This window comes from Mycobacterium sp. 1423905.2 (genome assembly GCF_001673155.1).
In the GTDB taxonomy this organism is placed as follows: domain Bacteria; phylum Actinomycetota; class Actinomycetes; order Mycobacteriales; family Mycobacteriaceae; genus Mycobacterium.
In genome coordinates, this window is sequence record NZ_LZLE01000079.1 from 1 (window position 1) to 21,972 (window position 21,972).

16 protein-coding genes are annotated in these 21,972 nt (G+C 64.9%); 5 read left to right on the top strand and 11 right to left on the bottom strand.

All coding sequences use genetic code 11. The features are described 5' to 3' along the window. On the bottom strand, positions 1–5,851 hold a 5,851-nt coding region (locus A9W95_RS04305; protein ID WP_156745998.1), incomplete at its 3' end, for a fatty acid synthase subunit beta domain-containing protein. Positions 5,852–6,396: 545 nt separating this feature from the next. Continuing rightward, a complete protein-coding gene (locus A9W95_RS04310) occupies positions 6,397–7,119 on the bottom strand; it encodes a DUF1906 domain-containing protein (protein ID WP_156745999.1) in 723 nt (240 codons plus the stop codon). 183 nt (positions 7,120–7,302) lie between these two features. On the opposite strand from A9W95_RS04310, the gene A9W95_RS04315 reads away from it, so the two are divergent. Continuing rightward, positions 7,303–8,472: an SRPBCC family protein gene (locus A9W95_RS04315; RefSeq protein ID WP_067409386.1), complete on the top strand. Its 1,170-nt coding sequence runs from the start codon at positions 7,303–7,305 to the stop codon at positions 8,470–8,472. Here A9W95_RS04315 and A9W95_RS04320 read toward each other — a convergent pair. Then, positions 8,455–9,813: a lipocalin-like domain-containing protein gene (locus A9W95_RS04320; RefSeq protein ID WP_067409387.1), complete on the bottom strand. Its 1,359-nt coding sequence runs from the start codon at positions 9,811–9,813 to the stop codon at positions 8,455–8,457. The two genes, A9W95_RS04315 and A9W95_RS04320, sit on opposite strands and share 18 nt — an antisense overlap. A 144-nt stretch (positions 9,814–9,957) precedes the next feature. Here A9W95_RS04320 and A9W95_RS04325 point away from each other — a divergent pair, with 144 nt between their 5' ends. Then, positions 9,958–11,424 (top strand): aldehyde dehydrogenase, encoded by a 1,467-nt coding sequence (locus A9W95_RS04325; protein ID WP_067409388.1) that lies wholly within the window; start codon positions 9,958–9,960, stop codon positions 11,422–11,424. Positions 11,425–11,656: 232 nt separating this feature from the next. On the opposite strand, the gene A9W95_RS04330 is transcribed toward A9W95_RS04325, so the two are convergent. From A9W95_RS04330 to A9W95_RS04360, 7 genes are all read right to left on the bottom strand, one after another. Next, entirely contained in the window at positions 11,657–12,112 is a 456-nt protein-coding gene (locus tag A9W95_RS04330; RefSeq protein WP_067409389.1) for a MaoC family dehydratase, read from the bottom strand. After that, positions 12,109–12,582: a MaoC family dehydratase N-terminal domain-containing protein gene (locus A9W95_RS04335; protein ID WP_156746000.1), complete on the bottom strand. Its 474-nt coding sequence runs from the start codon at positions 12,580–12,582 to the stop codon at positions 12,109–12,111. The genes A9W95_RS04330 and A9W95_RS04335 overlap by 4 nt, the downstream gene beginning before the upstream one ends. A 73-nt stretch (positions 12,583–12,655) precedes the next feature. Continuing rightward, entirely contained in the window at positions 12,656–13,081 is a 426-nt protein-coding gene (locus A9W95_RS04340) for a nuclear transport factor 2 family protein (protein ID WP_067409391.1), read from the bottom strand. A gap of 37 nt (positions 13,082–13,118) precedes the next feature. Next, complete coding sequence (locus A9W95_RS04345; protein WP_067409392.1) at positions 13,119–14,711, bottom strand: AMP-binding protein; 1,593 nt, start codon at positions 14,709–14,711, stop codon at positions 13,119–13,121. Between the two features lie 11 nt (positions 14,712–14,722). Then, positions 14,723–15,850: a Rieske 2Fe-2S domain-containing protein gene (locus A9W95_RS04350; RefSeq protein WP_067409393.1), complete on the bottom strand. Its 1,128-nt coding sequence runs from the start codon at positions 15,848–15,850 to the stop codon at positions 14,723–14,725. A 210-nt stretch (positions 15,851–16,060) separates the two neighbouring features. Then, positions 16,061–16,252: a ferredoxin gene (locus A9W95_RS04355; protein ID WP_067409394.1), complete on the bottom strand. Its 192-nt coding sequence runs from the start codon at positions 16,250–16,252 to the stop codon at positions 16,061–16,063. Positions 16,253–16,262: 10 nt separating this feature from the next. Further along, positions 16,263–18,656: a CoA transferase gene (locus A9W95_RS04360; protein WP_067409398.1), complete on the bottom strand. Its 2,394-nt coding sequence runs from the start codon at positions 18,654–18,656 to the stop codon at positions 16,263–16,265. 88 nt (positions 18,657–18,744) lie between these two features. On the opposite strand from A9W95_RS04360, the gene A9W95_RS04365 reads away from it, so the two are divergent. Both A9W95_RS04365 and A9W95_RS04370 read left to right on the top strand, forming a co-directional pair. Next, positions 18,745–19,566, top strand: a complete 822-nt coding sequence (locus tag A9W95_RS04365; RefSeq protein ID WP_067409395.1) for a FadR/GntR family transcriptional regulator — start codon at positions 18,745–18,747, stop codon at positions 19,564–19,566. A gap of 9 nt (positions 19,567–19,575) precedes the next feature. After that, on the top strand, positions 19,576–20,310 hold the full coding sequence (locus A9W95_RS04370) for an SDR family oxidoreductase (RefSeq protein ID WP_067409396.1): 735 nt from the start codon (positions 19,576–19,578) through the stop codon (positions 20,308–20,310). On the opposite strand, the gene A9W95_RS04375 is transcribed toward A9W95_RS04370, so the two are convergent. Further along, on the bottom strand, positions 20,267–21,133 hold the full coding sequence (locus A9W95_RS04375; RefSeq protein WP_067409399.1) for an LLM class flavin-dependent oxidoreductase: 867 nt from the start codon (positions 21,131–21,133) through the stop codon (positions 20,267–20,269). The two genes, A9W95_RS04370 and A9W95_RS04375, sit on opposite strands and share 44 nt — an antisense overlap. A 71-nt stretch (positions 21,134–21,204) precedes the next feature. Here A9W95_RS04375 and A9W95_RS04380 point away from each other — a divergent pair. After that, positions 21,205–21,972: acyl-CoA dehydrogenase family protein (locus tag A9W95_RS04380; protein WP_067409397.1), on the top strand; the 768-nt coding region annotated here is incomplete at its 3' end.

The following is a 21,972-nucleotide window of genomic DNA, read 5'->3' on the forward strand; positions in this document are numbered from 1 at the left end:
CCGAGATGCCACGGCGAGCGGCGACCGAAGCGACCGCGGCGTCGATGACCTTGTCCACCGAAGCGGCATCGGCCAACGCACCCTCGTGCAAATGGCCCATGGCGCCACCGCGAACGCTGCTGCCCTCACGGGTGCCCAGCGCCACTTCCACCGTGACGTGTTTCACCCAGCCCTCGCCCAGTTCCCAAGTCTTCTTCACCCGCTCTGCGATGGCGCCGGGCCGCTTGCCGGACGGTCCAAAAACGGTGCGCAGTTGGTCGTTGATCGCGTCGGAAAGTACTGGGCCGTAAGGCTTGTAGGTGCGCGCCAACTTGGTCACCTGAGCGCGCAACCCGGCCAGATCAGCCTCGGCGGCGCCGTCGATGGCACCCAGGTTCAACTCCGAGCCCAGGTCGACCAGCAGCTGGTTGCGCCGCGACGACGCGCCGTCGGTGATCGACTCGATGGAGTCCAGCTCCTCGATCTGGTCGATGCGCATCTTGGCTGAGATGGCGATCAGCGCCAAGGTCGCGTCGGCGGCGTCGAAGGAGATGTCGTCCGGTCGTACCCCGCCCGACGGAGCAGCCGGTGCGGGCGCCGGCGCCGCTTCGACACTGGCCGCCTGTTCCGGTACCGCCGCTTCGGAAACCTCTTCGGCATCCGGTTCCGGCTCGGGATCGGTGTCGTTGGCGAACAGAACCGCCGCGTCCCGTTCGGCATTGAGCACTTCGATTGTGCTGTAGGCGTATTCGGGCAACTTGAGGGTATTGGTGGCCAAGCCGGAAACGGTCGGCGACGACTTGACGCCGATCTCGACAAAACGCTCCACACCCAGACCACCTGCGGCCCGTTCGGTGAACAACAGGTCCTGGGTTTCGATCCACCGCACCGGGCTGGCGAATTGCCACGCCAGCAACTCGATCAACACGATGCGCGCCATCTCGGTGCGCCGCTCGGTCAGCCAGGTGTCGTAGTCGGCGAGAATTTCGTCGAGCGGCTCAGCCGGCACCAGATCCCGGATCTCCTGGATGAAATCACGGTCCAAGGTGAACGGCCGCGGGACCAGGTTGGGGATGTAGCGGCCGATGATGATGTCGGGATTCTTGTCGCGCGGCATCACGCGGTCGAGCGAACGACGGAACTCCGCCACACCAACCCGCAAAACGCGGGAGTGGAACGGCACGTCGATGCCCGGCACCAGGATGAAGGACCGCCGGCCGCCGGTCAGTTCACGGCGCCTTTCCACCTCGGCTTCCAGCGCCTCGAGGCCGCGGACGGTGCCGGCGATCGCGTACTGCGAACCGCGCAGGTTGAAATTCACGATCTCCAGGAATTCGCCTGTGCGCTCGGCGATTTCCGCGACGAACGCGGGCACCTCGTCGTCGGGTAGGTCAATCTGCGACGGGCGGATCGCGGCCAGCCGATAGTTGGAGCGGCCCAGCTCATCGCGCGGCACAATGTCGTGCATTTTGGAGCCGCGGTGAAAGACCGTCTCCAGCAACGCTTCCAGCTCGTAGATGCCGGTTACACAGGCCAGGGCGGTGTACTCCCCGACCGAGTGGCCGCAGGCGATCGCTCCCTCGACGAAGGCGCCTTGCTCGCGCATCTCGGCGACCTGCGCTGCCGCCACGGTCGCCATGGCGACCTGGGTGAACTGCGTCAGGTACAGCACGCCGTCGGGGTGGTGGTAGTGCACGCCGCTGGCGATGATGCTCGTCGGGTTGTCGCGAACCACGTTGAGCACCGAGAAGCCCAAGGTGTCGCGGGTGAACGTGTCCGCCTTGTCCCACACCTTGCGCGCGGCCTTGGACCGGGCCCGGACCTCCATGCCCATGCCCTTGTGCTGAATACCTTGACCCGGGAAGGCGTAGACCGTTTTGGGTGCGGCCAGGCGAGCGGTCGCCGACATCACCAAGTCCGAGCCGACGCGGGCGCTTACCTCCAAAACCTCTGCGCCCTGGTCGATCCCGACGCGGTCGACGCGGAAGTCGACCTCGTCACCGGGACGCACCATGCCCAGGAAGCGAGCGGTCCAGCCGACCAGCCGGGCCGGCGGGCGGGCCTGACCGTCAGTGGCGGTCACTGCATGCTGCGCGGCCGCCGACAGCCACATGCCATGCACGATCGGCGATTCCAGTCCGGCCAGCAACGCGGCCGCCCGGTCGGTGTGGATGGGGTTGTGGTCTCCGGAGACCACCGCGAACGGACGCATGTCGACCGGCGCGGCGATCGTCACGTCACGACGACGGCGTCGTGGGGTGTCGGTGGCGTTTTCCGACACGGCACCGCCGGCGCGGAGCGGGTCGGTCAATTCCGCGGTGCCGGTGCGCCCGAGAATGGCGAAGCGTTCCTCCAGCGTGGCGAAGACGGCACCGTCGGCCGAATCGCTCAAGGTCACCGAAACCGGGACCACCCGGCCCATGTCGGTGTCCAGGGCACGCAAAGCCGTTGCGGTGACGGAGATTTGCGCCACACCCTGAGGCAGCTGACCGACCAGGTGCGCGGCGTGGTCCAGATGCACCAGGCTGAGCAACCCCTCCACCACGGGCTCACCGGAGCCGGTGACCGCCGAACCGATCGCGGCGAACACAGCGGGCCAGCACAACCCGACCAGCGCGTCGGGCACGGTGGTCAGGCCGGGCGCCAGCGGCTCGCCGAACGTCGCGGTGACGCCGGTGTGGTCGGCGACCAACTCGGGGTCCCACGCGACGGTTGCCGAAGCAGTCCCGTTGTGCACCGCCGGCAGCGCGTCCGGACCCGCCACGCCGGCGGCGATGGCCAGCACTGCGCGCATGGCTGCCGTCGCGTCCTGGGTCGAAATCACCGGTGTGCCACCGTCGACGGTGTTGGGTGGCAACGTGAAACGAATGTCAATCCAGGTGCCGGACAGGGGCACGCTGAGCACGACGTGCTCGCCGTCTTTCTGCAACCGCGCGCCTGTCGAGGAATGGGTGGCGCGTTGACTTTCCGGTCCGTCGTGCACCAGCCACTCGGTTGGGTCGGCGATGCGGTGCACGGGGTTGGTTACCGTGCGCCCGGCCCACAACACGTCGGGTGCGTCGAGCACCAAGGCCAGTGGTCCGGTGATGTCCGGGCGACCCAGCCGCCGCGACGTGACATGCATCGGTTCGGCACCTGAGCGCAACACTTCGTCGATGGCGGCTTGCTCGAAGCGGTCCAACAACTCACCGACCGGCTCGTCCATCCGGGTGATGCCGGCGACGGCGGCGGTGCCGGGGATGATGCATACCTGGTCAGCGTCGTAGCGAGCGTCATGCGCCTGCCATAGCGAGTCACTGCGCCACCAGCGACGCACGTCCTTGTCAATCACCGGCACGAAGTTGACCGGCTTGCCGAGGGTCTTGCACAACGTCACGAAGAACGGGACATCGGCGGGGTGCAGCTGCACCTCCTGCGCCTCGGGGTAGTGCGCCAGCAGCGTCGCGATGGCATCGTCAGGCCGCTCCAACAGCTGCGGGTCGTCGAACAACGTCTCGATACGGCCGAAATCCTTGGCGTGCAAGCGGGCTTCGGTGCGCTTTAACATCTCTTCGAACCGGTCGCGCCAAGTGTCGGCCAGCCATGGGCTGTCCGGTGAGGCCGTGTCGGCGGTCGAGTTTCCCGCACCGATGGCCAACTCGACGTAGCGCTGCAGCCATTGCAGATAGGTCATCTCCGCCACGTCGCCGAAGTACGGCTTGGCGGTTTTGGCCATTGCGGCGATGATCTCGTCGCGACGCTCGGCTACCGCATCGGCGTCACCGGCCACTTCGTCGAGCAGCCGGCCGCAACGCGACGCGGAGTTGTCGATCTCGTGGATGTCGGCGCCGAGCTGGCTGCGGCTAGAGGCCATGCCGCCCTGAGCTTTTCCGGCGCTGATCCAATGGTCGGTGCCCTGGGTTTCGACCAGCATCTGCTTGACGGACGGCGAGGTGGTGGATTCCAGCGTCGCCATGGCCGCGGTGCCGACGAGGATGCCGTCGATGGGCATCAAGGGGAAGCCGTAGACCTGGGCCCAGCGTCCGGACAAGTACTCGGCGGCACGCTCGGGAGTGCCGATTCCCCCGCCCACGCACACAGTGATGTTGGGCCGCCGACGGATTTCGGAGTAGGTGGCCAACAGCAGGTCGTCGAGATCTTCCCATGAGTGGTGGCCGCCGGCGCGTCCACCCTCGACGTGCATGATCACCGGTTTGGTGGGCACCTCGGTGGCGATGCGGATGACCGAGCGGATCTGCTCGACGGTGCCCGGCTTGAACACCACGTGAGTGATGCCGACGTCGTTGAGTTCGTGAATCAGCTCGACGGCGTCTTCGAGGTCAGGAATGCCGGCGCTCACCACCAGGCCGTCGATGGCCGCGCCCGACTGGCGCGCCTTCTGCACCAGCCGCTTGCCACCGACCTGCAACTTCCACAGGTATGGATCGAGGAACAGCGCGTTGAATTGGTAGGTGCGACCGGCCTCGAGCAAACCCGACAGCTCCTGGATCCGGCCGGCGAAGATTTCCTCGGTGACCTGTCCGCCACCGGCCAGCTCGGCCCAGTGCCCGGCGTTGGCCGCAGCGGCGACGATCTTGGCGTCGACGGTGGTCGGGGTCATGCCCGCCAAGAGGATCGGCGAACGTCCGGTCAGCTGGGTGAACTTGGTCGACAACTTGATCCGACCGTCCGGAAGGCATACCACGCTGGGGGCGTAGGTGGACCAGGCCGGGTCCACCTCTGGGGTGGCTCCGATGGTGAAGAGATTGCGCTGACCGCCTCGGGTCGCCGCGGGCACGATGCCGATGCCCAGCCCCCGCACGACCGGTGCGGTCAACCGGGTCAGGATGTCACCGGGACCCAGGTCGAGTATCCAGCGCGCTCCAGCCTCGTGCACGCGGGTGATCTCGTCGACCCAATCAACTTTGTTCACCAGGATCGCGTTGGCGAGGCTGCGTGCTGCGGCCACGTCGAGGCCGACCTGCTGCGCCCAGCGGCCGACGATGTCGATGCCATCGGCCAGCCGCGGCGTGTGGAATCCGACCTCCACCCGCACCGGTTCGAAGGTCGGCGCGAAGACGTCACCGCCGCGGACCTTGTTCTTGCGGTCGGCTTCTTCTTTCTCCGAAATCTGTCGGCAGTACAGCTCGAAGCGGGACAGTTGTTCCGGTGTGCCGGTGATGACGACCGAACGCCGGCCGTTTCGGATGGACAGAACAGGGGGGAGAACGGTCCGGACGTCTTGGGAGAACTCGTCGAGCAGCTGGCTGATGCGCTTGGGGTCAGCGTTGGTCACCGCGACCATCGGCGGGCGATCACCCAAGATCGAGATGCCGCGGCGCCGCGCGACCAACGTTCCGGCCGCACCGATCAGCTGGGCGATAGCCAGCAGCTCCACGTCGCGAGCGCCGGCGGCTTGCAATGCCTCGACAGCGAGCACCCCTTGCGAATGCCCGGCCACGGCGACCGGCGGGTACGCGGTCAGGTCCATTCCTTGGCGCGCCAGCGCTCGCCCCGCCGCGATCTGGGTCAACAGCACACCAGGGATCGAGACCGCGGCCGACGTCAGGTGCTTCTCCGACGCGATGGGATCTTCGGCCGCCAGCGCACGGACCCAGCGCAACGGCTCGAACCCGATGGGACGCACGACTACCAGCTCTTTTGCAACTGGTTCGAGCAGCAGCTCCGCTTCACCGACCAGGGTGGCCAGCTCCGATTCGATGCCCGCTCCAGACACCAGCTCCTCAAGTGTCTCCAGCCACCCGCTGCCTTGACCGCCAAACGCGACGGCGTACGGCTCACCGGAGGTCAGACGATCAACCAGAGCATGGGCGCTGTAGGGGCCTCCCCCGTTGCGGTCAGCGGACACCCGGTCATGCTCGTAGATCGTCACCTGAATCTCCTGTATGCGTCTTTATGCGTCTGTACGTTTCGGTTCGTTTCAGCCGATCTGGCTGCCCGGGGCGGGGCGCCCCGGCTCGTCAGCCAAGAGCCGGTCGATTCCGCATCGAATCGCAGCTGAAAATCTCGTCTGACCGTTGTGTTGTCGGGCGGCCGTCTCGACGGGTCGAGGGGCGCCGCGGACTGCACCGGACCTACTAAGAGTGTCATAAGAATGAGTCCACATTTTGGACGTCGAATGGTTACTGACGAGTTCTACGCATGGGTAACCGTGTCCCGCGTAACACCCGCTTCAACCGTCGGCGCGAACCTGTGGAACAAACGGCCTGCATGCAGGTGGTTACGGTCGAGTAGCTATAACAGTGCAGATCAAAGCAGTATTGTTACCAAATCGTTATCTCAAAATTTTTCGCCCTCGCGGCGGCCGAGCGAGGGGTCGCGCACGGCGTCGCGAATTCAACTCAGTCAGCAACGCCCGACAAAGAGCGAACGAGTGTTTGCTGGACCGCCGGTCTCAGCGACCTCCGCGCCCGCCGTTCAAGCCCACTGTCCGAATTGGGGCTTGAGGATCTCGTTGATGTCCACGCCGACCCCGCCGACCTTGCGCTTGTCGATCTCGACCTGATGCAGGTGCGCGGCGGGATGGGTGTATCCCTTCGGCGACCCCCAGTTGTGTTGCCAGAAATAGGAGCACAAACCGTCGTGCAACGCCCAGTCGATGGTTGTGGAATTCGCGTACAGTCCGGTTCGTTGGTGCCCGATCACCGACTCCCAGGACCGCAAATATGGAACGACCTGATTCTTGTATTGGTCGAGGGACGGGTTGTCGTCGATCGAGGCGTAGATCGGCGCGCTGGCCGGGCCACCAGCTTGGGCGTGCAGGTCGGCGCCGCGCTTGGCGTGCTGCAGGCCGGCGGGACCACCGCCGAGCCAGTCGGAGCTACTGCCCTTGCCGTACTGGTAACACGACACGATCTTGAGACCACCGCCATTCAAGTCGCGTGCTTCGGAGATCTGAATCGGCTTACCGAGCATCCAGTTACCACCGGGTCGTCGATCGGAGACATACCGGATTGCCCCCACGGCGCCGGCAGCTTTGATCTCGCTGGCGGGAATGACCCCGGCCGCGTAATCCAGCAAGATCCCCAGCGATTCGGCCGACGCGGGCGCCGCACACGCCGACGCGGCCGCGACACCCAGGCCCACCAAGCCGGGAGCCGCCGCCGCAAATTTGAGCATGTCACGCCGCGAGGCAGGCACGCGCCACAGCGTAAAACACCTACCTCGCCAGACCCGGCTACCACACTGATCACATTGGTATCACCTTGGTAACGCCTGGTTTGAAACCCTCAAGGGGCAATTCGTGCTGTCAATATAAAGTTAGTAAAGTTACGGTTCGACGGCTTCGATCGGCCGAGGCGCTCACTGCCCACGGGAGTCCTGATGGATCACGACCAACTCATCGACCTCACCCGTCGCGCCTTGAAGTTGGCGCGCGACAAGACGACCGACTTGGCGCCGGCCCAGTACACGGTCGACGCCACTGATTACACCTCTCGGGAGAGATACGAACTCGACACCGCATTGGTGATGGCTAGCCCACAACTGGTCGGCTATGTCTCCGAGCTGCCCGAAGCGGGCACGTATTGCACCAAGACCGTGATGGGGCGGTCGATTCTGCTGACGCGAACGTCGGACGGCACCGTCCGGGCGTTCGAGAACGTCTGCCTGCACCGGCAGGCGCAGGTGGCGACGGGCTGCGGTAGCGCGCGGCGCTTCACCTGCCCCTATCACGCCTGGACCTACGACAACACCGGGCGATTGGTCAGCCTCCCCGGCCGCGAGGGCTTTCCCGACGTGGCGCCCAAGTCAGACGGTCTTACCGAGCTTCCGGCCGCCGAATATGCCGGATTCCTCTGGGTTGCACTAGACCCGGGCGCCACGCTGGACGTAGCGGCACACCTCGGGACGCTGGCCGAAGAGCTGGATTCCTGGGGCATCGGCCGGTGGTCGCCGCTGGGTGAAAGGGTGCTCGACTGCCCCATCAACTGGAAGCTAGCGGTCGACACTTTCGCGGAGAACTACCACTTTGCCACCGTGCACCGGCAGACCTTCGCAACGATCGCCCGCAGCAATTGCACGGTGTTCGACGCGTACGGACCGCACCACCGGTTGATCTTCCCGCTCAACGGGATTCTCGACCTCGACGACGTCCCTGAGCAGCAGTGGAACCCATTCCAGAACATGGTTGTCATCTACGCGTTGTTCCCGAACATCGTGCTGTCGGTGACAATCGCCAACGGCGAGCTGTTTCGCATCTATCCCGGTGACCGGCCCGGCAGGTCTATTACCGTCCACCAGAACTCGACGCCGCTGGACATATCCGACGAATCTGTCGCTGCCGGTGCCCAATCGGTATTCGAATACGCACACGCCACCGTGCGCGACGAAGATTACCGTTTGGTCGAGTCCTTGCAGGCCAATCTTGAATCGGGCGTTCGCGACCGACTCGTGTTCGGCCGCAACGAACCTGGACTGCAGCACCGCCACATCAGCTGGGCGAAGGCACTCAAGGATGGGTTCCTCTCGGCGCCGTCAGTGGCGGCTGGTTGACTCCTGGCCGGATAACACAGCGATCAAATCGTCCAAAAGCGTTGCGACGAAGCCAGTTTGAGCGGACCGCACGGTACTCAACATGACCACCGCTTCTTGTCGGCGACCTGCGGCCAGCAACTGCACCAACAGACCCGCAGTCATCTGAAGGTCACGGTCGACCGGGTCAGTGTTGGCCACGGTCGTCTTGAACACTTCGACCAATTCCCAGTCACGGTACAGCGCAAGCGACCGTTCGTTGAAGGCGAACGCGGTCACCGGCTGGCCACCCAGTGTGCCCCGGTAGCGATAGGGGCCTTCCATGTATTCGATGGGCAGACCGTGGGCCGGTGCTGCGACGAGCGGCTCACCCACGATGTCCAGACCTAGTGTGGCGCAGGTGATTCGGTGCCGGTCCGGCAGATAGCGAGCGGCCGATGGCGGACGGATCAGCGTGCGGACGGTATCCGGCCAGCGGACGTAGCTGCTTATCGTCACCTCGACGTCTTCTGCGCACTGCGGCGCGGCGCCCCCGTCCGGATGGCTTGTCGTGGCCCCGGTGAACGGTTGCAGAGCATTGCCCTCGGCACGGTGGAACTGTCGCCAGATGCTCATGTCGACGCCGTTGTCGAAGTTGATCGTGCGCCACTCGTGTGACCGGGTCCGAGGCGGCTCGCCGGTTCCGCCACCGGCATATAGCGGGAACCACTGTCGGTCGACATGCCCCGCGGTGCCGCGCACCCGTTCCGCGACGTCTCCCCAGCGAAGGGTTCCGGTCATCACCATGCCGGTCTGGAAGTAGGAGTAGGTGTCGTCTTGGCCGAAGCAGGTGATTTTCCCGTTGTAGGTTGCCGCACCTAATGGCGTCGGCGCCCGTGTCGGAGTGACGGTCAGGTCGAGCGCCATGTCGCGACCCGCCTGATCCTCGCCCACCAGTCTGACGCGGTAGGTGTACGGCACCAATTCCCCGTCGCCGTCACGGCACGTGATCCACGTCGCGGTACCTACCGGACTGCGGTAGGTAAGGTCGAGGTGGCCAGCGCCCGCCGACATCTTCGGCTCGACTCCTGGTTGCATGCTGTGCGGCGGCATGTCGTAGTCGGTATAAGTGCCGTATTCCCCACTGTCGAGATCGAACAGCGCCAACGTGTAGAAGTCGGCGACCACCGATCCTCCGGGCCGGTTCCGGTTGAAAATGGTCAGAAACGCGAATGACCGGTCACTGTCGGCCGCGTCGAGTTGGCCGGCGATGAACCAGGTATCCGACTCCTGGTCCGGATGATTGCCTTCGGCAGCGGGGAAATCAAGCGAGTCATCACCGGGTGCCAGCTCGAACGGATAACTGCGCCAAGCGTTTGTCATCTCAGGTTTGGCTCGGGAAGGGTAGTCACTCAAGGGCGGCTTCCTTATGTCACCAGACTGCGCGGCCTCACCTAATGCGCTTTCTTCGCTATGTTAGCATCAATAGCAAATTCGGTCGAAAGCATGTCATTTCAGAGAGCCCCGATGACGGAACATCCTGACCACCGGTCCTATGCCGAACTGTTCATCGGAGGTCGGTGGCGCAAACCCGCCGCCGCGGATCGTATTACCGTCATCTCTCCGCATACCGAGGAACCGATTGGCCAAGTGCCGGCGGGCGGGGCAGAAGATGTCGACGCCGCGGTCACCGCTGCTCGCCGCGCGTTCGACGACGGCCCGTGGCCACGGATGCAACCGGCGGAACGGCTGGCCAAAGTCGAACAATTGGCGGCAATATACGCCCGTCACATCGACGGCATGGCCGACCTGATCACCGCGGAGATGGGTTCGCCGCGCAGTTTCAGCCGACTGGGCCAGGCGGCCGGCGCGGCGTCGATGATGCACCTTGCAGTGGCCGCCGCGCGTGACTTCCCCTGGGTGGAACGGCGCCGCGGGGTGCTGGGCGAGGCCCATCTACGCCGCGCCCCGGTAGGCGTGGTGGGTGCGATCGTGCCGTGGAACGTGCCGCAGTGTTTGATCATGCCCAAGCTCATCCCGGCGCTGATCGCCGGTTGCACGGTGATTGTCAAGCCCGCACCCGAAACTCCTTTCGACGCTTTGTGGTTGGCGGAGATGATCGAACAGGCCGGCTTGCCCGAAGGGGTGGTTTCGGTGATCACCGGCGGCCCGTCGGTCGGTGAAGCGCTGGTGCGGCACCCGGGAGTCGACAAAATCGCTTTTACCGGGTCCAGCGCCACCGGACGCCGAATCGCCGCCTTGTGCGGTGAGCAACTCAAGCGGGTGAGTTTGGAACTGGGCGGCAAATCGGCGGCGATCATCCTCGACGATGCCGACATCGACAAAACGGTCAACGGATTGAAGACGGCGAGCTTGATGAACAACGGCCAGGCATGCGTGGCGCAGACACGCATACTGGTCAGCCAACAACGGCACGACGAAGTGGTCGACGCGTTGGCAGAGATGATGTCGTCTTTGCATGTCGGTGATCCAACCGACGAAGCCACCGACATTGGACCGCTGGTAGCACAACGACAACAGCAGCGCGTCCAGGACTACATTCGCTCAGGACAGAGCGAAGGTGCCCGCATGGTCGTCGGTGGCGCAGATAGCCCCGCCGAACGTGGATGGTACGTGCAGCCAACACTTTTCACCGATGCCACCAACGACATGCGCATCGCCCGTGAGGAGATCTTCGGCCCGGTGTTGACCGTGCTCACCTATGCCGACGAAGACGATGCCGTCCGAATCGCCAACGACAGCGACTACGGCTTGGCCGGGTCGGTGTGGACCGCAGACACCGCCCACGGCCTAGAGATTGCCGCGAAGGTGCGCACCGGCACTTACGGCATCAACATGTACATGCTTGACATCAGCACACCGTTCGGTGGTTTCAAGCAGTCCGGACTGGGGCGAGAATTCGGTCCCGAGGGCTTGGACGAATACGTGGAACTGCAGTCGGTGCTGTGCAACGGGAAACTGCCGCCGCTGTGAAAACTCGATCAGCACCAGGAGGGGTTCCGGCCAAGCCGGGCGAGTAACTTGGTCTGGACATCTGCCTCGCCGCTCAGCTCAACCGAAGCGGAGAACATCCGCGATGCACTCAGGGCTCGAGCGCTCCCCGACCATCCCACGCATCACACGAGAACGGCGATCCCACTTGCCGTCCGCCGCGGTAACCGCCGCACCGAACCGCCAGCACACCGCTAGGTGCAGTTCGCCCGCATCATCCATCGCCGCCATACCCGCCTGCGGGCAGTTGCAGGGTGAGCTCGACCGGGCAGCATAAAACACCATGCTGGTTGGTCACGTCGATGTGGACATCGACGAGCAAACGCGGCGGATCCACCGAAGTGTCACACCGTTTGGCCACCGCGCGGCCTCGACCGACCATGGTGTCACCGGCATAAATCGATCCGGCCAGTCGCATCGAGCGGCGCACCACACGGCTGGTCGGGCCGGCCCACTGGGTCGCGACCCGATCGGCGAATCCGGCCAGATGCATCGTGTTGACAAAGATCGTCGGATTGCCTTGCCGCCGGGCGTAATCCGGATCGAAATGGCCCGGGAAGTAATCCCAAGTGGCACCTGCGTTCTCCACCACACGCTGGTAGGTGATCTCGTCAACGACCTCCGGCAGGTCCATCGGAAGATCCAGCTCGTGCCAACTCAGGTCTGTCATGATGCCGTTTCAGGAGTGAACCGGAACAACGTATTGCGATTGATCGCCACGACCGTGCCATCGTCGCGGCGGTAGGTCTCCTGGGTTTGCACGAAGTGGCCGACCCCGAGCCGGCTGCGCTTCTCCGGTGACACCGACACCAGCTCTTCGACGACGGTCAGCCGATCGCCTTCTTTGATCGGTTGGGGGAATTCAGCTTCGTTGGACGCGTTGATGAAAGTGGTTCCAGGCAGCGGCACCCGCAGGGCGAGTGACGCCACCGGTGGGCGCCCAGCCGGCTCCCACGGCGGCGGCACCAGCCAACCCATCAGCAGCGCGGGCGGCGCCAGCAGACCTCCCCAGGTTCGGGCGGCGAACTCCGCGTCCCAGTACGAGCGGTTGCCGTCACGCACCATGGCGGCGAACAGCTGGATGCGCGCGCCGCTGACGACGGTAGCGGCAGTGCGCGGTTCGCTCGCAGCGCCCACCATACGCAGCGCATCCTCGTAGGTACCGAAGGCAAGCTGGTAGCCCACTTGGCCAGCGTCACTGTTCACGTGCGACTCACATGACGAGCGGGTGACGGCTCGGCACCGAATCCCATTGCAGCGTCCGAGATGTGAAGTACCATCCGCCTCGCTCGTAGATCAGCTCATCGAAGTAGCTGCCGGTGGCCCGCAAGGTCGTGTCGCCATACATGACCGCGAACAGCACCGCGACGCAGCGCTGGGTGGCGTTGACTCCGTCGACGATGATTTCGTGGTCGACGGTGACCAGACGCTGTCCGTCGCCGCCGTCGAAGGCGGCTCGTAGATCGGTGAAGACTTCTCCGTCGCGGGTGTAGCTAGCACCCGAATGACGGAAAGTGGCGATCCAGGTGTCTCGCTCACCCTCGGAGTAAGCCCGGTTGTGCCGAGCGGTCAGATCAAGGATGCCGGCGCGCGCGGTCGCGGCGTGCAGCATCTGCTCTTCCTGATAAGACAACGTCATCTTTGTTCTCCCGCCTGGAATTTGACGAAACAGTAACTCACCGGTTAAGGACGTATCCGTGGCTCTCACGATCCCACGCGCTGGCGGTCAGGCCGCGGGCACGCAGCAAGTCTTTCCGTATCCGCCCGATGCCGTTCTTCGGCAGTTCATCGACCGTGTCGACGAAGCGCGGCACGCAGAAGTAAGGCATGCGGGCGGCGCAGAAGTCGAGTAATTCCGCGCAATCCATTGCGGCACCGGGACGTAACGCGACGACCACCAAGATGTCGTCCTCCCCCAAGTTACTGGGCACCGCGACGGCGGCGGCTTCGGCCACCGCCGGATGTGCCGCCACTACGGTTTCGACTTCCACCGACGAGACGTTCTCACCGCGTCGGCGCAGTGAGTCCTTGACGCGGTCGACGTAGGTCAGATTGCCATCGTCGTCAAGCCTGCCCAGATCACCGGTGTGGAACCACTCCGGATGACGTTCCACGGACAGCCCGGACCTGGACCCCGGCCTCACGTACCCGTGGCTCATGACATGCGGGTAGCGTGGCCGGCAGGCGATTTCGCCCACCGCTCCTGCGGCGACCTCAGCACCGGCTTCGTCGAGTAGACGAACCTCGAAGTTAGGGTTGATCAGGCCCGACGCGCCCGGCACACCATCGTCGGAAACACCTTGTACCGCAATGGGAAAGGCTTCGGTCATGCCATACATGGTGACGACACGACAGCCGTACCGCTGTTCGATGGCGTGATATGCGTCGGCGGCGATGGGCGCTGCGGAAATGAACCGTAACGGAAGATCCGTATCGCGCGGATCGGCCGGAAGGTTGTGCAGCATCGACACCATGGCTCCCGCACCGGCGAAGCCGACGGCCCGATGCGCGCGTACCTCATCCCAAACCTGCGTCGGGTGGAACGCACCGGCGAGCACGGTGGTCCCGCCCACCAGCATGGGCGCCAGAACACTGGGCGCCGCGCTCAAGTGAAACAGTGGCATCGCGGTCCACAGCGCCTCACCGGCTACCAACTCCCACGCCGCCGCGGCTGTCGCCGCCACGGTGAACAGGTAATGCCACGTTGTGGCAACGGCTTTGGACGGCCCCGTAGTGCCCGAGGTGTAGAACAGTGCGCCCACCTCGGCGCAATCGACGGCGGCGTCTGTCACCGCATCGGCACGATCCAAGTAGTCCCGCAGCGAATCATCTCGCACCACCACGTCGGTGACCGTGTCGAGTTGTCCGGTGACTTCGTCGACTCGGCCATGTCGCTGCGCGTCGGTGAGAATCACTTTGGCTTGCGCCAGTCGAAGGGTGTGCAGTAGGAATTCGCCCTTGTTCGCCACATTCACCGCGGCGCTGACTGCGCCGATTCGCGCGGCTCCGAGCCAGAAGTAAATCCACTCCGGACACGTTCCGGTGAACAATGCGATCGAGTCACCGCGGCCAAGCCCTAAGTCGCGCAGCATATTCGCAGCGGCGCAGGAGCGGGCGCGCATCTGCTCGAAGGTGATGTCGGTTCCGTCGACCGACATCATCACCCGGTCGGGGTGCTGTTCGGCACGGCGATCCAGCACGGCGGGCACGGTGAACCGATCGACCCCGAAATCGGCGGGCCCCGGCGGCGCACTGCGGTCCGGGCGCATCAGATGTCCGATCAGGCTTCGGCGGCCGCCGGGTCGGGCGCTCCGTCGGCGGTGTACCCGAAGTCGTTGGGGGAAGGTTGTGTCCCCGGATAGAACCGGTGTGCCCAACGCCGCAGCGCCGCATAGTCGTGGGCCTCTTCGGGGGCCAGGTTCGGCTTCTCCAGGTACTTCATGTTCTCCCAGGTGAAGAAGTCCTGCTTGATCACTTCCTGCTGCAATGCGAGGAATTTCGCGGCACGGCCCGTCGGCTGGTCACCGGTGTCCCCGGGTTCGCGAATGGATGCCTGGGTGTAGAAGTAATCGGTGTAGTCCTCGTCGACCGGTGTCTGCCCGGTGACCTGGCAGGTGGCGACCAGGTCGCTGGGGAAGCGCACAATGCCCAGACCCAGGGAGTAGTTGTCGTAGATGATCTTGGCGTCGACCGGACCGTTCGGGGTCAGCCAGGTCTTGGCCCGCCCGCCGCCGAAGTGCGCGTTGACGGTCGCGTGCAGGTGGTAACCAGAGACTTCGAAGGACGCGGTGTTGGCCGGGTTGGCGGCCTTGTGCACGTACTGCACGTGATAGGGGTCGGCGGCGTTTTCGATGATCATCTGGGCGTGCACCTTCACCCGGTTCACCATCCGGGTGTGCGGGTGCAAGGGGTAGTACTCGTTGGTTTCCAACTCCGGCAGCACCGGCGGCTGCCAATACGGGGCGCGGCCATGCCGCTCGTGCCACACCAGGATGAAGCCGTACCACTCCGTAACTGGGTAAGTGCGAACGCGCACGTTGGTCTTGCAGCCGATCTTGCTGTACGGAATCAACGCGTTGGTGCCGTCACCGCGCCACTGCCAACCGTGCCAGGGACAGACGATGTGTTCGCCGTCCACGGTTCCGCCGACGCCCATGTTGGCGCCCAGGTGCTGGCAATAGGCGTCCAGCACGTGCACCTTGCCGGAGTTGGTGCGAAAAAGCACCAACTCCTCACCGAAGTAGTGCACGCGCTTGACGTCGCCGGGCTTCAGATCCGAACCGAAGCCGACGATGAACCATCCGGTGGGGAACCGGTACGTCGACAGCGCGATGCCGGTCGGTCCGAATTCCCGTTCCGACGGATCTCCGCCTGCTTCTGCAGCCGAGTCCGAGATTGTGTCCGTCACTTAGCTCTCCGTTTCCCCTGCGGCCAAGGGCAGCAAGGCCGCCTTCACTCACCCGCGGTTCGACGCCTGGTTCTATTTTTACTATTTTAGACATACAACGTCAACGCGGCGTTCGGGACGTCCGCCGGCGAACCGGTCAGTCGAAACCCGGCGAGCAGCGTCAAGCGACCAGTCACCCTGCGCGACAGGCGATTACGGCGTGCGGTCGGTTCAGTCCACGATCCGCAGCGCCGCCCTAGGGCACTGGTCCACTGCGGCGCGTACGTCGATCTCGCGATCTGGCGGCACCGGCCCGTCGGCGATCTGTACCACATCTTGGTCGCCCAGCTCGAAGATATCCGCGGCCAGCGACTCGCAGAACCCGTTGGCTTCACACATGTTCTCGTCCACGATCACTCGCATCAGAGTCCCCTTACTTGCTTGACAGGCCCGCCGGCCGGGTCCCGATCACCTCGTCGGCGGCGAGGCGCGCGACTTCGTCCTCGGTCAGCCCGCACTGATTGCAAAGCACGTCCCCATTGTGCTCCCCCAGCGTGGGCGGTGGGCGCAACAACCATTCCCGCTGGCCGGACAGCAGCGCGAAGGGCGGAGTGGGATAAAGATTGGCGCCCGTTCGTGGGTGGTTCAACGACTCGAAGAATCCCCGTTCCCGCAGTTGCGGGTTTTCGGTCACCAAAGACGGCGAGACGACGGGCGCCGCGGGGATCCCTGCACCGGCCATTCGTTCCACCGTCGGGTCACACGGCTGCCCGGCGAACCAGTCCCGCAGCCTGGCGTCGATGTCATCGGCGTGCAGTCGGCGCCCGTCGGCGGTGGACAGCGCCTCATCACACCACGATGGTGCGCCCAGCAACTCGACCAAGGCCACCCATTGCCGGTCATCACGAACGGTGACCGCGATCCATTCGTCGTCGCCGGCGCACCGGTAAATGTTTTGCAGCCCGCCGCCGTGCCCCCGATTGCCCCGCCGGCTCAGCGTCTTGCCGAACACCTCGTACTCGATCGGTTGCACGGCGGTGGTGTTGAGGACCGTTTCGACCATCGGCAACTCGACCTGTTGGCCCATCCCGGTGCGGTCGGCGTAGGCGAGCGCCGCCAGCACGGCGAAGGCGGCGTGCACTCCGGCCAGCGGGTCACAGGCCCCGCGCGGGGTGACCGGTGGCGTTTCGGGCAGCCCGGTCACCCAGGTCAATCCGCCGATCTGCTCCATAGTCGGCGCGAACCCGACGCGCTCGCGCCAAGGCCCCTCCAGCCCGAAGGCAGGCATCCGGGCGACCACCAGCTTGGGGTTGATCTCCAGCAGTACGTCGGCGGTGAGTCCGAAGTGGTCCATCACTCGAGGCGAGAAATTCTCGATGACCACATCGGCGTCTGCGACCAGAGCGGTGAAGAGTCGACGTCCGTCTTCGGAACCCAGATCCAGTGTCACCGAACGCTTGTTGGTGTTCATGGCGTGAAAAACCCAGCCGTACTCCCACCAGTCGTCCACATCGGTGCGCATACCGCCCGAATAGCGGATGCCGTCGGGGCGCTGGACCGACTCCACTTTGGTGACGTCGGCGCCGAACGCGCCGAGCAGGTGCGTGGCGGCGGGCCCGGCCCAGAAGGCGGTCAAGTCGACGATACGAACACCCTGCAGCGGTAACCCCTCGGCGGTCGACGCAAACTCGACTTTGCCTGGCTGGTCGGGACTGTCGTTCGCGGTGCGAACCGCACGCACTGGCGCGGGGGCACACCGCGACATCAGCCACGGTGGGCGGGGCTGGTGAAATCCCGCCGGATTACCGACGAACACATGACGCTCGGTCATGTAATCCATCGCGCGGATGGTCGCTCCGTTACCCAGCGGCGCGATAGGCAGCCGAAACAGTTGCCCTAGTCCGACGATTTCCTCGACCGTCCGTTCGGCCAGCCAAGGTCCGACCGAGTCGCGGATCAGATCACGGTAGTCCCAGCGGCCGATTTGGAAACGCAGCTGCGGAATGTCTTCCAGCTGCGGGCATTCGACCATGGCCAGAAAGTCCAGCCATTGTTGGCCGGTGACCATTGTGATGCCTACGTAGCCGTCTTTGGCTGGTTCGATCGACGGCACTTCTAGGGTGCGTTGCACGGGCGGGACTTGCAGCAGCGCAGAATGCAGCCATTCGCTGCTCTGCATCAAGGTGATCGCCTCGAGCATGGACAGATCCAGGTGTTCGCCGCGACCGCCATGGTCGACGCGGCGCCGCACCGCCAGCGCGCCGAAGGCGGCGAAGACCCCACCCATGTACTCGCCCAAGTCCCCGCCGATGGCGATCGGCGGGCCGGCCGGGTCGCCGCGAAATCCCGGCGACCCCGCCCAGGCCTGCAAGGTGAATTCGGAGGCGGGTCGCTCGGCGAACGGGCCGGTCCAGCCAAAATCGGAAATGGTGACCACTACCGCGCGCGGCGAGTCAGCCAGTAGTTGCCGCGGGTCGATGCCCATGGCACGCGCTTGAGATGGCCCGGCCGTGACGACGACGACGTCGGCGGCAGCGAGTTCGGCGCGGTAGTGATCGGAATGTGGTACCACCCCAAGGCAGCTCTTGCCGGCATTGAGGTAGTCGAACAACGGCGCAGTGCCGCCGTCAGGTATCGGCGAACACGTCGCGGAGTAGGTGCGGAGCGGATCGCCCTGCGGGGGTTCGACTTTGCGGACTTGCGCGCCCGCATCCACCAACAGTTTGCCGCAATAACTGCCGGCTATGCGGTCACTGATCTCGACGACGCGCAATCCGTCGAGGGGGGTTGGCCGGCCGTCTGGCCCGTGACTCACGCGGCTATTTATACCATTACTGCTAAAATAGCTAAGCCAATCGAGTATCGCGGCCCGCGACCGTGCGCTCTGCCCTGCCGTAGCTTGCGAGGATGATCGGATGACCGCCCTGGGACTTGGACCCGACGCTCGCCGCCGCCTGTCGGCGCCGAGGATAGCTGAGATCGTAGCCGATGAGCTGCGCCGCCAGATCATCGACGGCGAGTTGGCCGACGGCGACTTGCTGCCCCGCCAGGAGGTATTGGTCGAGCAGTTCAAGGTCAGCCTGGTGTCGCTGCGGGAAGCCTTGCGCATTTTGGAGACTGAGGGGCTGGTGTCGGTCCGTCGGGGCAACCGTGGTGGAGCGGTCGTGCATGCACCGGCCAAAACCAGTGCCGCCTACATGCTTGGTCTTCTGCTGCAAAGCGAGTCGGTGGCGGTCAGCGACCTCGGTGCGGCCTTGCAAGAGCTCGAGCCGGCCTGTGCTGCCTTAGCGGCCCAACGACCCGACCGGGCGGACACTTTGGTGCCGGAACTCAAGCAAGTCAACGATGCCATGGCGGAGAATCTCGACGACGGCGCGTCGTTCACCGAGATCGGCCGCCAATTCCACGATCTCATCGTCCGCGGTTGCGGGAACCACACCATCATTGCGGTAGTCGGCAGCCTGGAAACTTTGTGGACCAGCCACGAGCAGAAGTGGGCCGACGAGAGTTCGGCACGCGGCACCTATCCGTCACTGGCAAAGCGTCGCGCGGTGCTCAACACCCACGTGAAGCTGGCCGAGACCATAGCCGAGGGAGATGTGGACCGGGCCCGGCGCATCGCTGGAAGGCACCTGGCTGACACGCAGACTTATGTGCTCTCCGGTCGGGCCGAACAACGCATCTATGCGCTGTCTCCGCAAGCCTTGTCACGCACGCGCGACCTGCGCCGGCCGTAGCAGCGTTCTTTGACAACCACGCGATCGGCTTTGGTCACCGGTGGTAGCGGTGGGATCGGGAAGGCGTGTGCGGCCAAACTGAGTGAACTCAGTTACGACGTCGTCCTGGTGGCGCGGCGTGAGCCGCCGCTGCGGGCATGCGCCGCCGAGATCGGTGCCCGCTATCTGGTGGCCGACGCCTCCGAGCCGAGCGAATTCGCCGCTGCCGTAGGCACACTCGACAAGGTCGACTTGGTAGTCCATGCGGCGGGCACCCTCGGCGGCACCTACGCGCGCAAACAGACCTTCGAGCAGTGGCGCACGATCATCTCGGCCAATCTCGATTCCTGTTTCGTGGTGACCTCGGCCGTGCTGCCCCGGATGAAGCCGGGTGGCAGACTGGTGTTCATCTCGTCTTCGGCCGCCCATGAGCCGATGATGGCGCGCACCGCCTACTCCGCATCGAAGGCTGGAATGAACGCCTTCGCCCGTGCCCTGGCAATGGAAGTCGACCGCGACGGCATCAGCGTCCACATTGTGACGCCCGGACCCGTGGAAACCGAGATGCTGCAAGACGTTCCCTTCGAGATGTATGCGATCCAGGCGTCCGACATCGCCGAGGCGGTGGCGTGGTTGGACACCGTTGATCCGTCGGTCGATCTGCCGGAGATCCGGCTGAGCGCGGTCGAGCGCGGGCCGTTCGCCCGGCCGCCGGTTGTCCCTACCGAAGCTCGCCGGCGGGCCGCGCGGCAGGGAACTGCTTGATCACTTCTTCGCCGAACTCGGCCAGGGATTGCGGCGCGGCGAAGTCAGCGAACCAGACATAGCACCGTTGCACCCCCTGTGCAGCAAGGCCGCCGAAATGCTCGATCAATTGGCCGGCATCGCCACAGACCAAGCCAGACCCAAGGTGGCCGAATCGCCGAGCACTGACTTCCCGCACGGCTTCGGGGTCGCTGTCGGAGCGCACAAAGCCCACCATCTGCTGCACCGATATCCGGGCGGACCCGGTTTCAGGGGCCAGCCGAGATAGCCGGTCCAGGTGGTTGGCTTGCAGGTTCCACCAATCCGCGTACTTGGCAACAAGTTTCATTATTCGGGGTCCGCTACCACCGAGGATCAGAGGAATCGGATGCGTCGGCCGTGGGCACTGCCCTTGTTCGCCGTCGGACCAGTAGTCGGTGATCAGGGCCAGGTGCCGCTCCAATTGCTCGACCCGCGCCGCCGGGTCGAGCCGGCCGATGTCGAACCGAGTGAATTCGGCCGGCCAGGAGCCTGAACCGAGCCCTAGTTCGAACCTTCCACCCGACGCGTCGGACAGGGTGGCGGCTTGCTTGGCCAGCACCGCCGGATGGCGAAATGCGTCACAAAGCACCAGGTGTCCGATTCTCAGACGCTCTGTCTTCGCCGCCACCCAAGTGGCGATGGCCATTGCCTCCCATATGTTTTCCTGCGGCTGTCCCGGCGCTTCCAGGTGGTCGATGAATGCGACACCGTCGAAACCGCTGGCTTCCGCATGACGGGCACGCTCGACCAGGCCAGCCACCGGCAGCCGCACCTGCGGCAGGAACAGATACCACTCCACGATCCCCACCGCCCATGAGTCTTGAGATTGCAACCGCGTGGCTAGTTTACTATTTTTATTATGTTAGGGGTCTTATGGATGCCGTTCTGACTGTGGAGCAGCTCTCGCTGCGCGACACCGTGCGCGACATCCTGCGCGCCGAGTGTCCACCCGACGCCGCCCGTCATGCCATGTCGGACCCCGAGCGGTGGCGAACCCTGTGGAAGACGTTCGTCGACCTGGGGTGGACCGAGTTGGCGGCGCCCGCTGCGGACGGCGAGTACGGGCCGGTCGAACTGCTCGTCGTCCTCGAGGAATGCGGGGCCGCGATCGCGCCGGTTCCACTGTTGAGCAGCATCGGATTGGCTGCCGGGTTGTTGCGCAGCGCCGGCCCCGCCTGCGGCGACGTGCTCAGCGAGATCACCGGTGGCGCCGTGGCCACCCTCGCGGTCCACTCCCCCGGGCAACGCCTTGCAGGTGCTCCTATGACGCTGCGCAACGGACGCTTGCACGGTCGTGCCGTGGCGGTACCCAACGCCGGCCGCGCCGAACTGTTCGTCACCTTGGCCGCGACCGAAGACGGGGTGGTAGCCGCGGTGGCTCGCAGCGGCGACGGTGTGACGGTGCTGACGGACGAATCCACCGACCCGGCACAACCGGGCGCGGGCATCGAGATCGACGCCGAACCCATCGCCAGCGCGGTCCTCGAAAGCGTCGAGTCGGCCATGATCGCGCCACTGGTGGCCGCGGCCGCCGACCTCGTCGGGATGGCCAGCGCCGCATTGCACCGCGCTGTCGAGCACGCCAAGACTCGGCGCCAGTTCGGCACGCCGATCGGCGCGTTTCAGGGCATCAAGCATGCG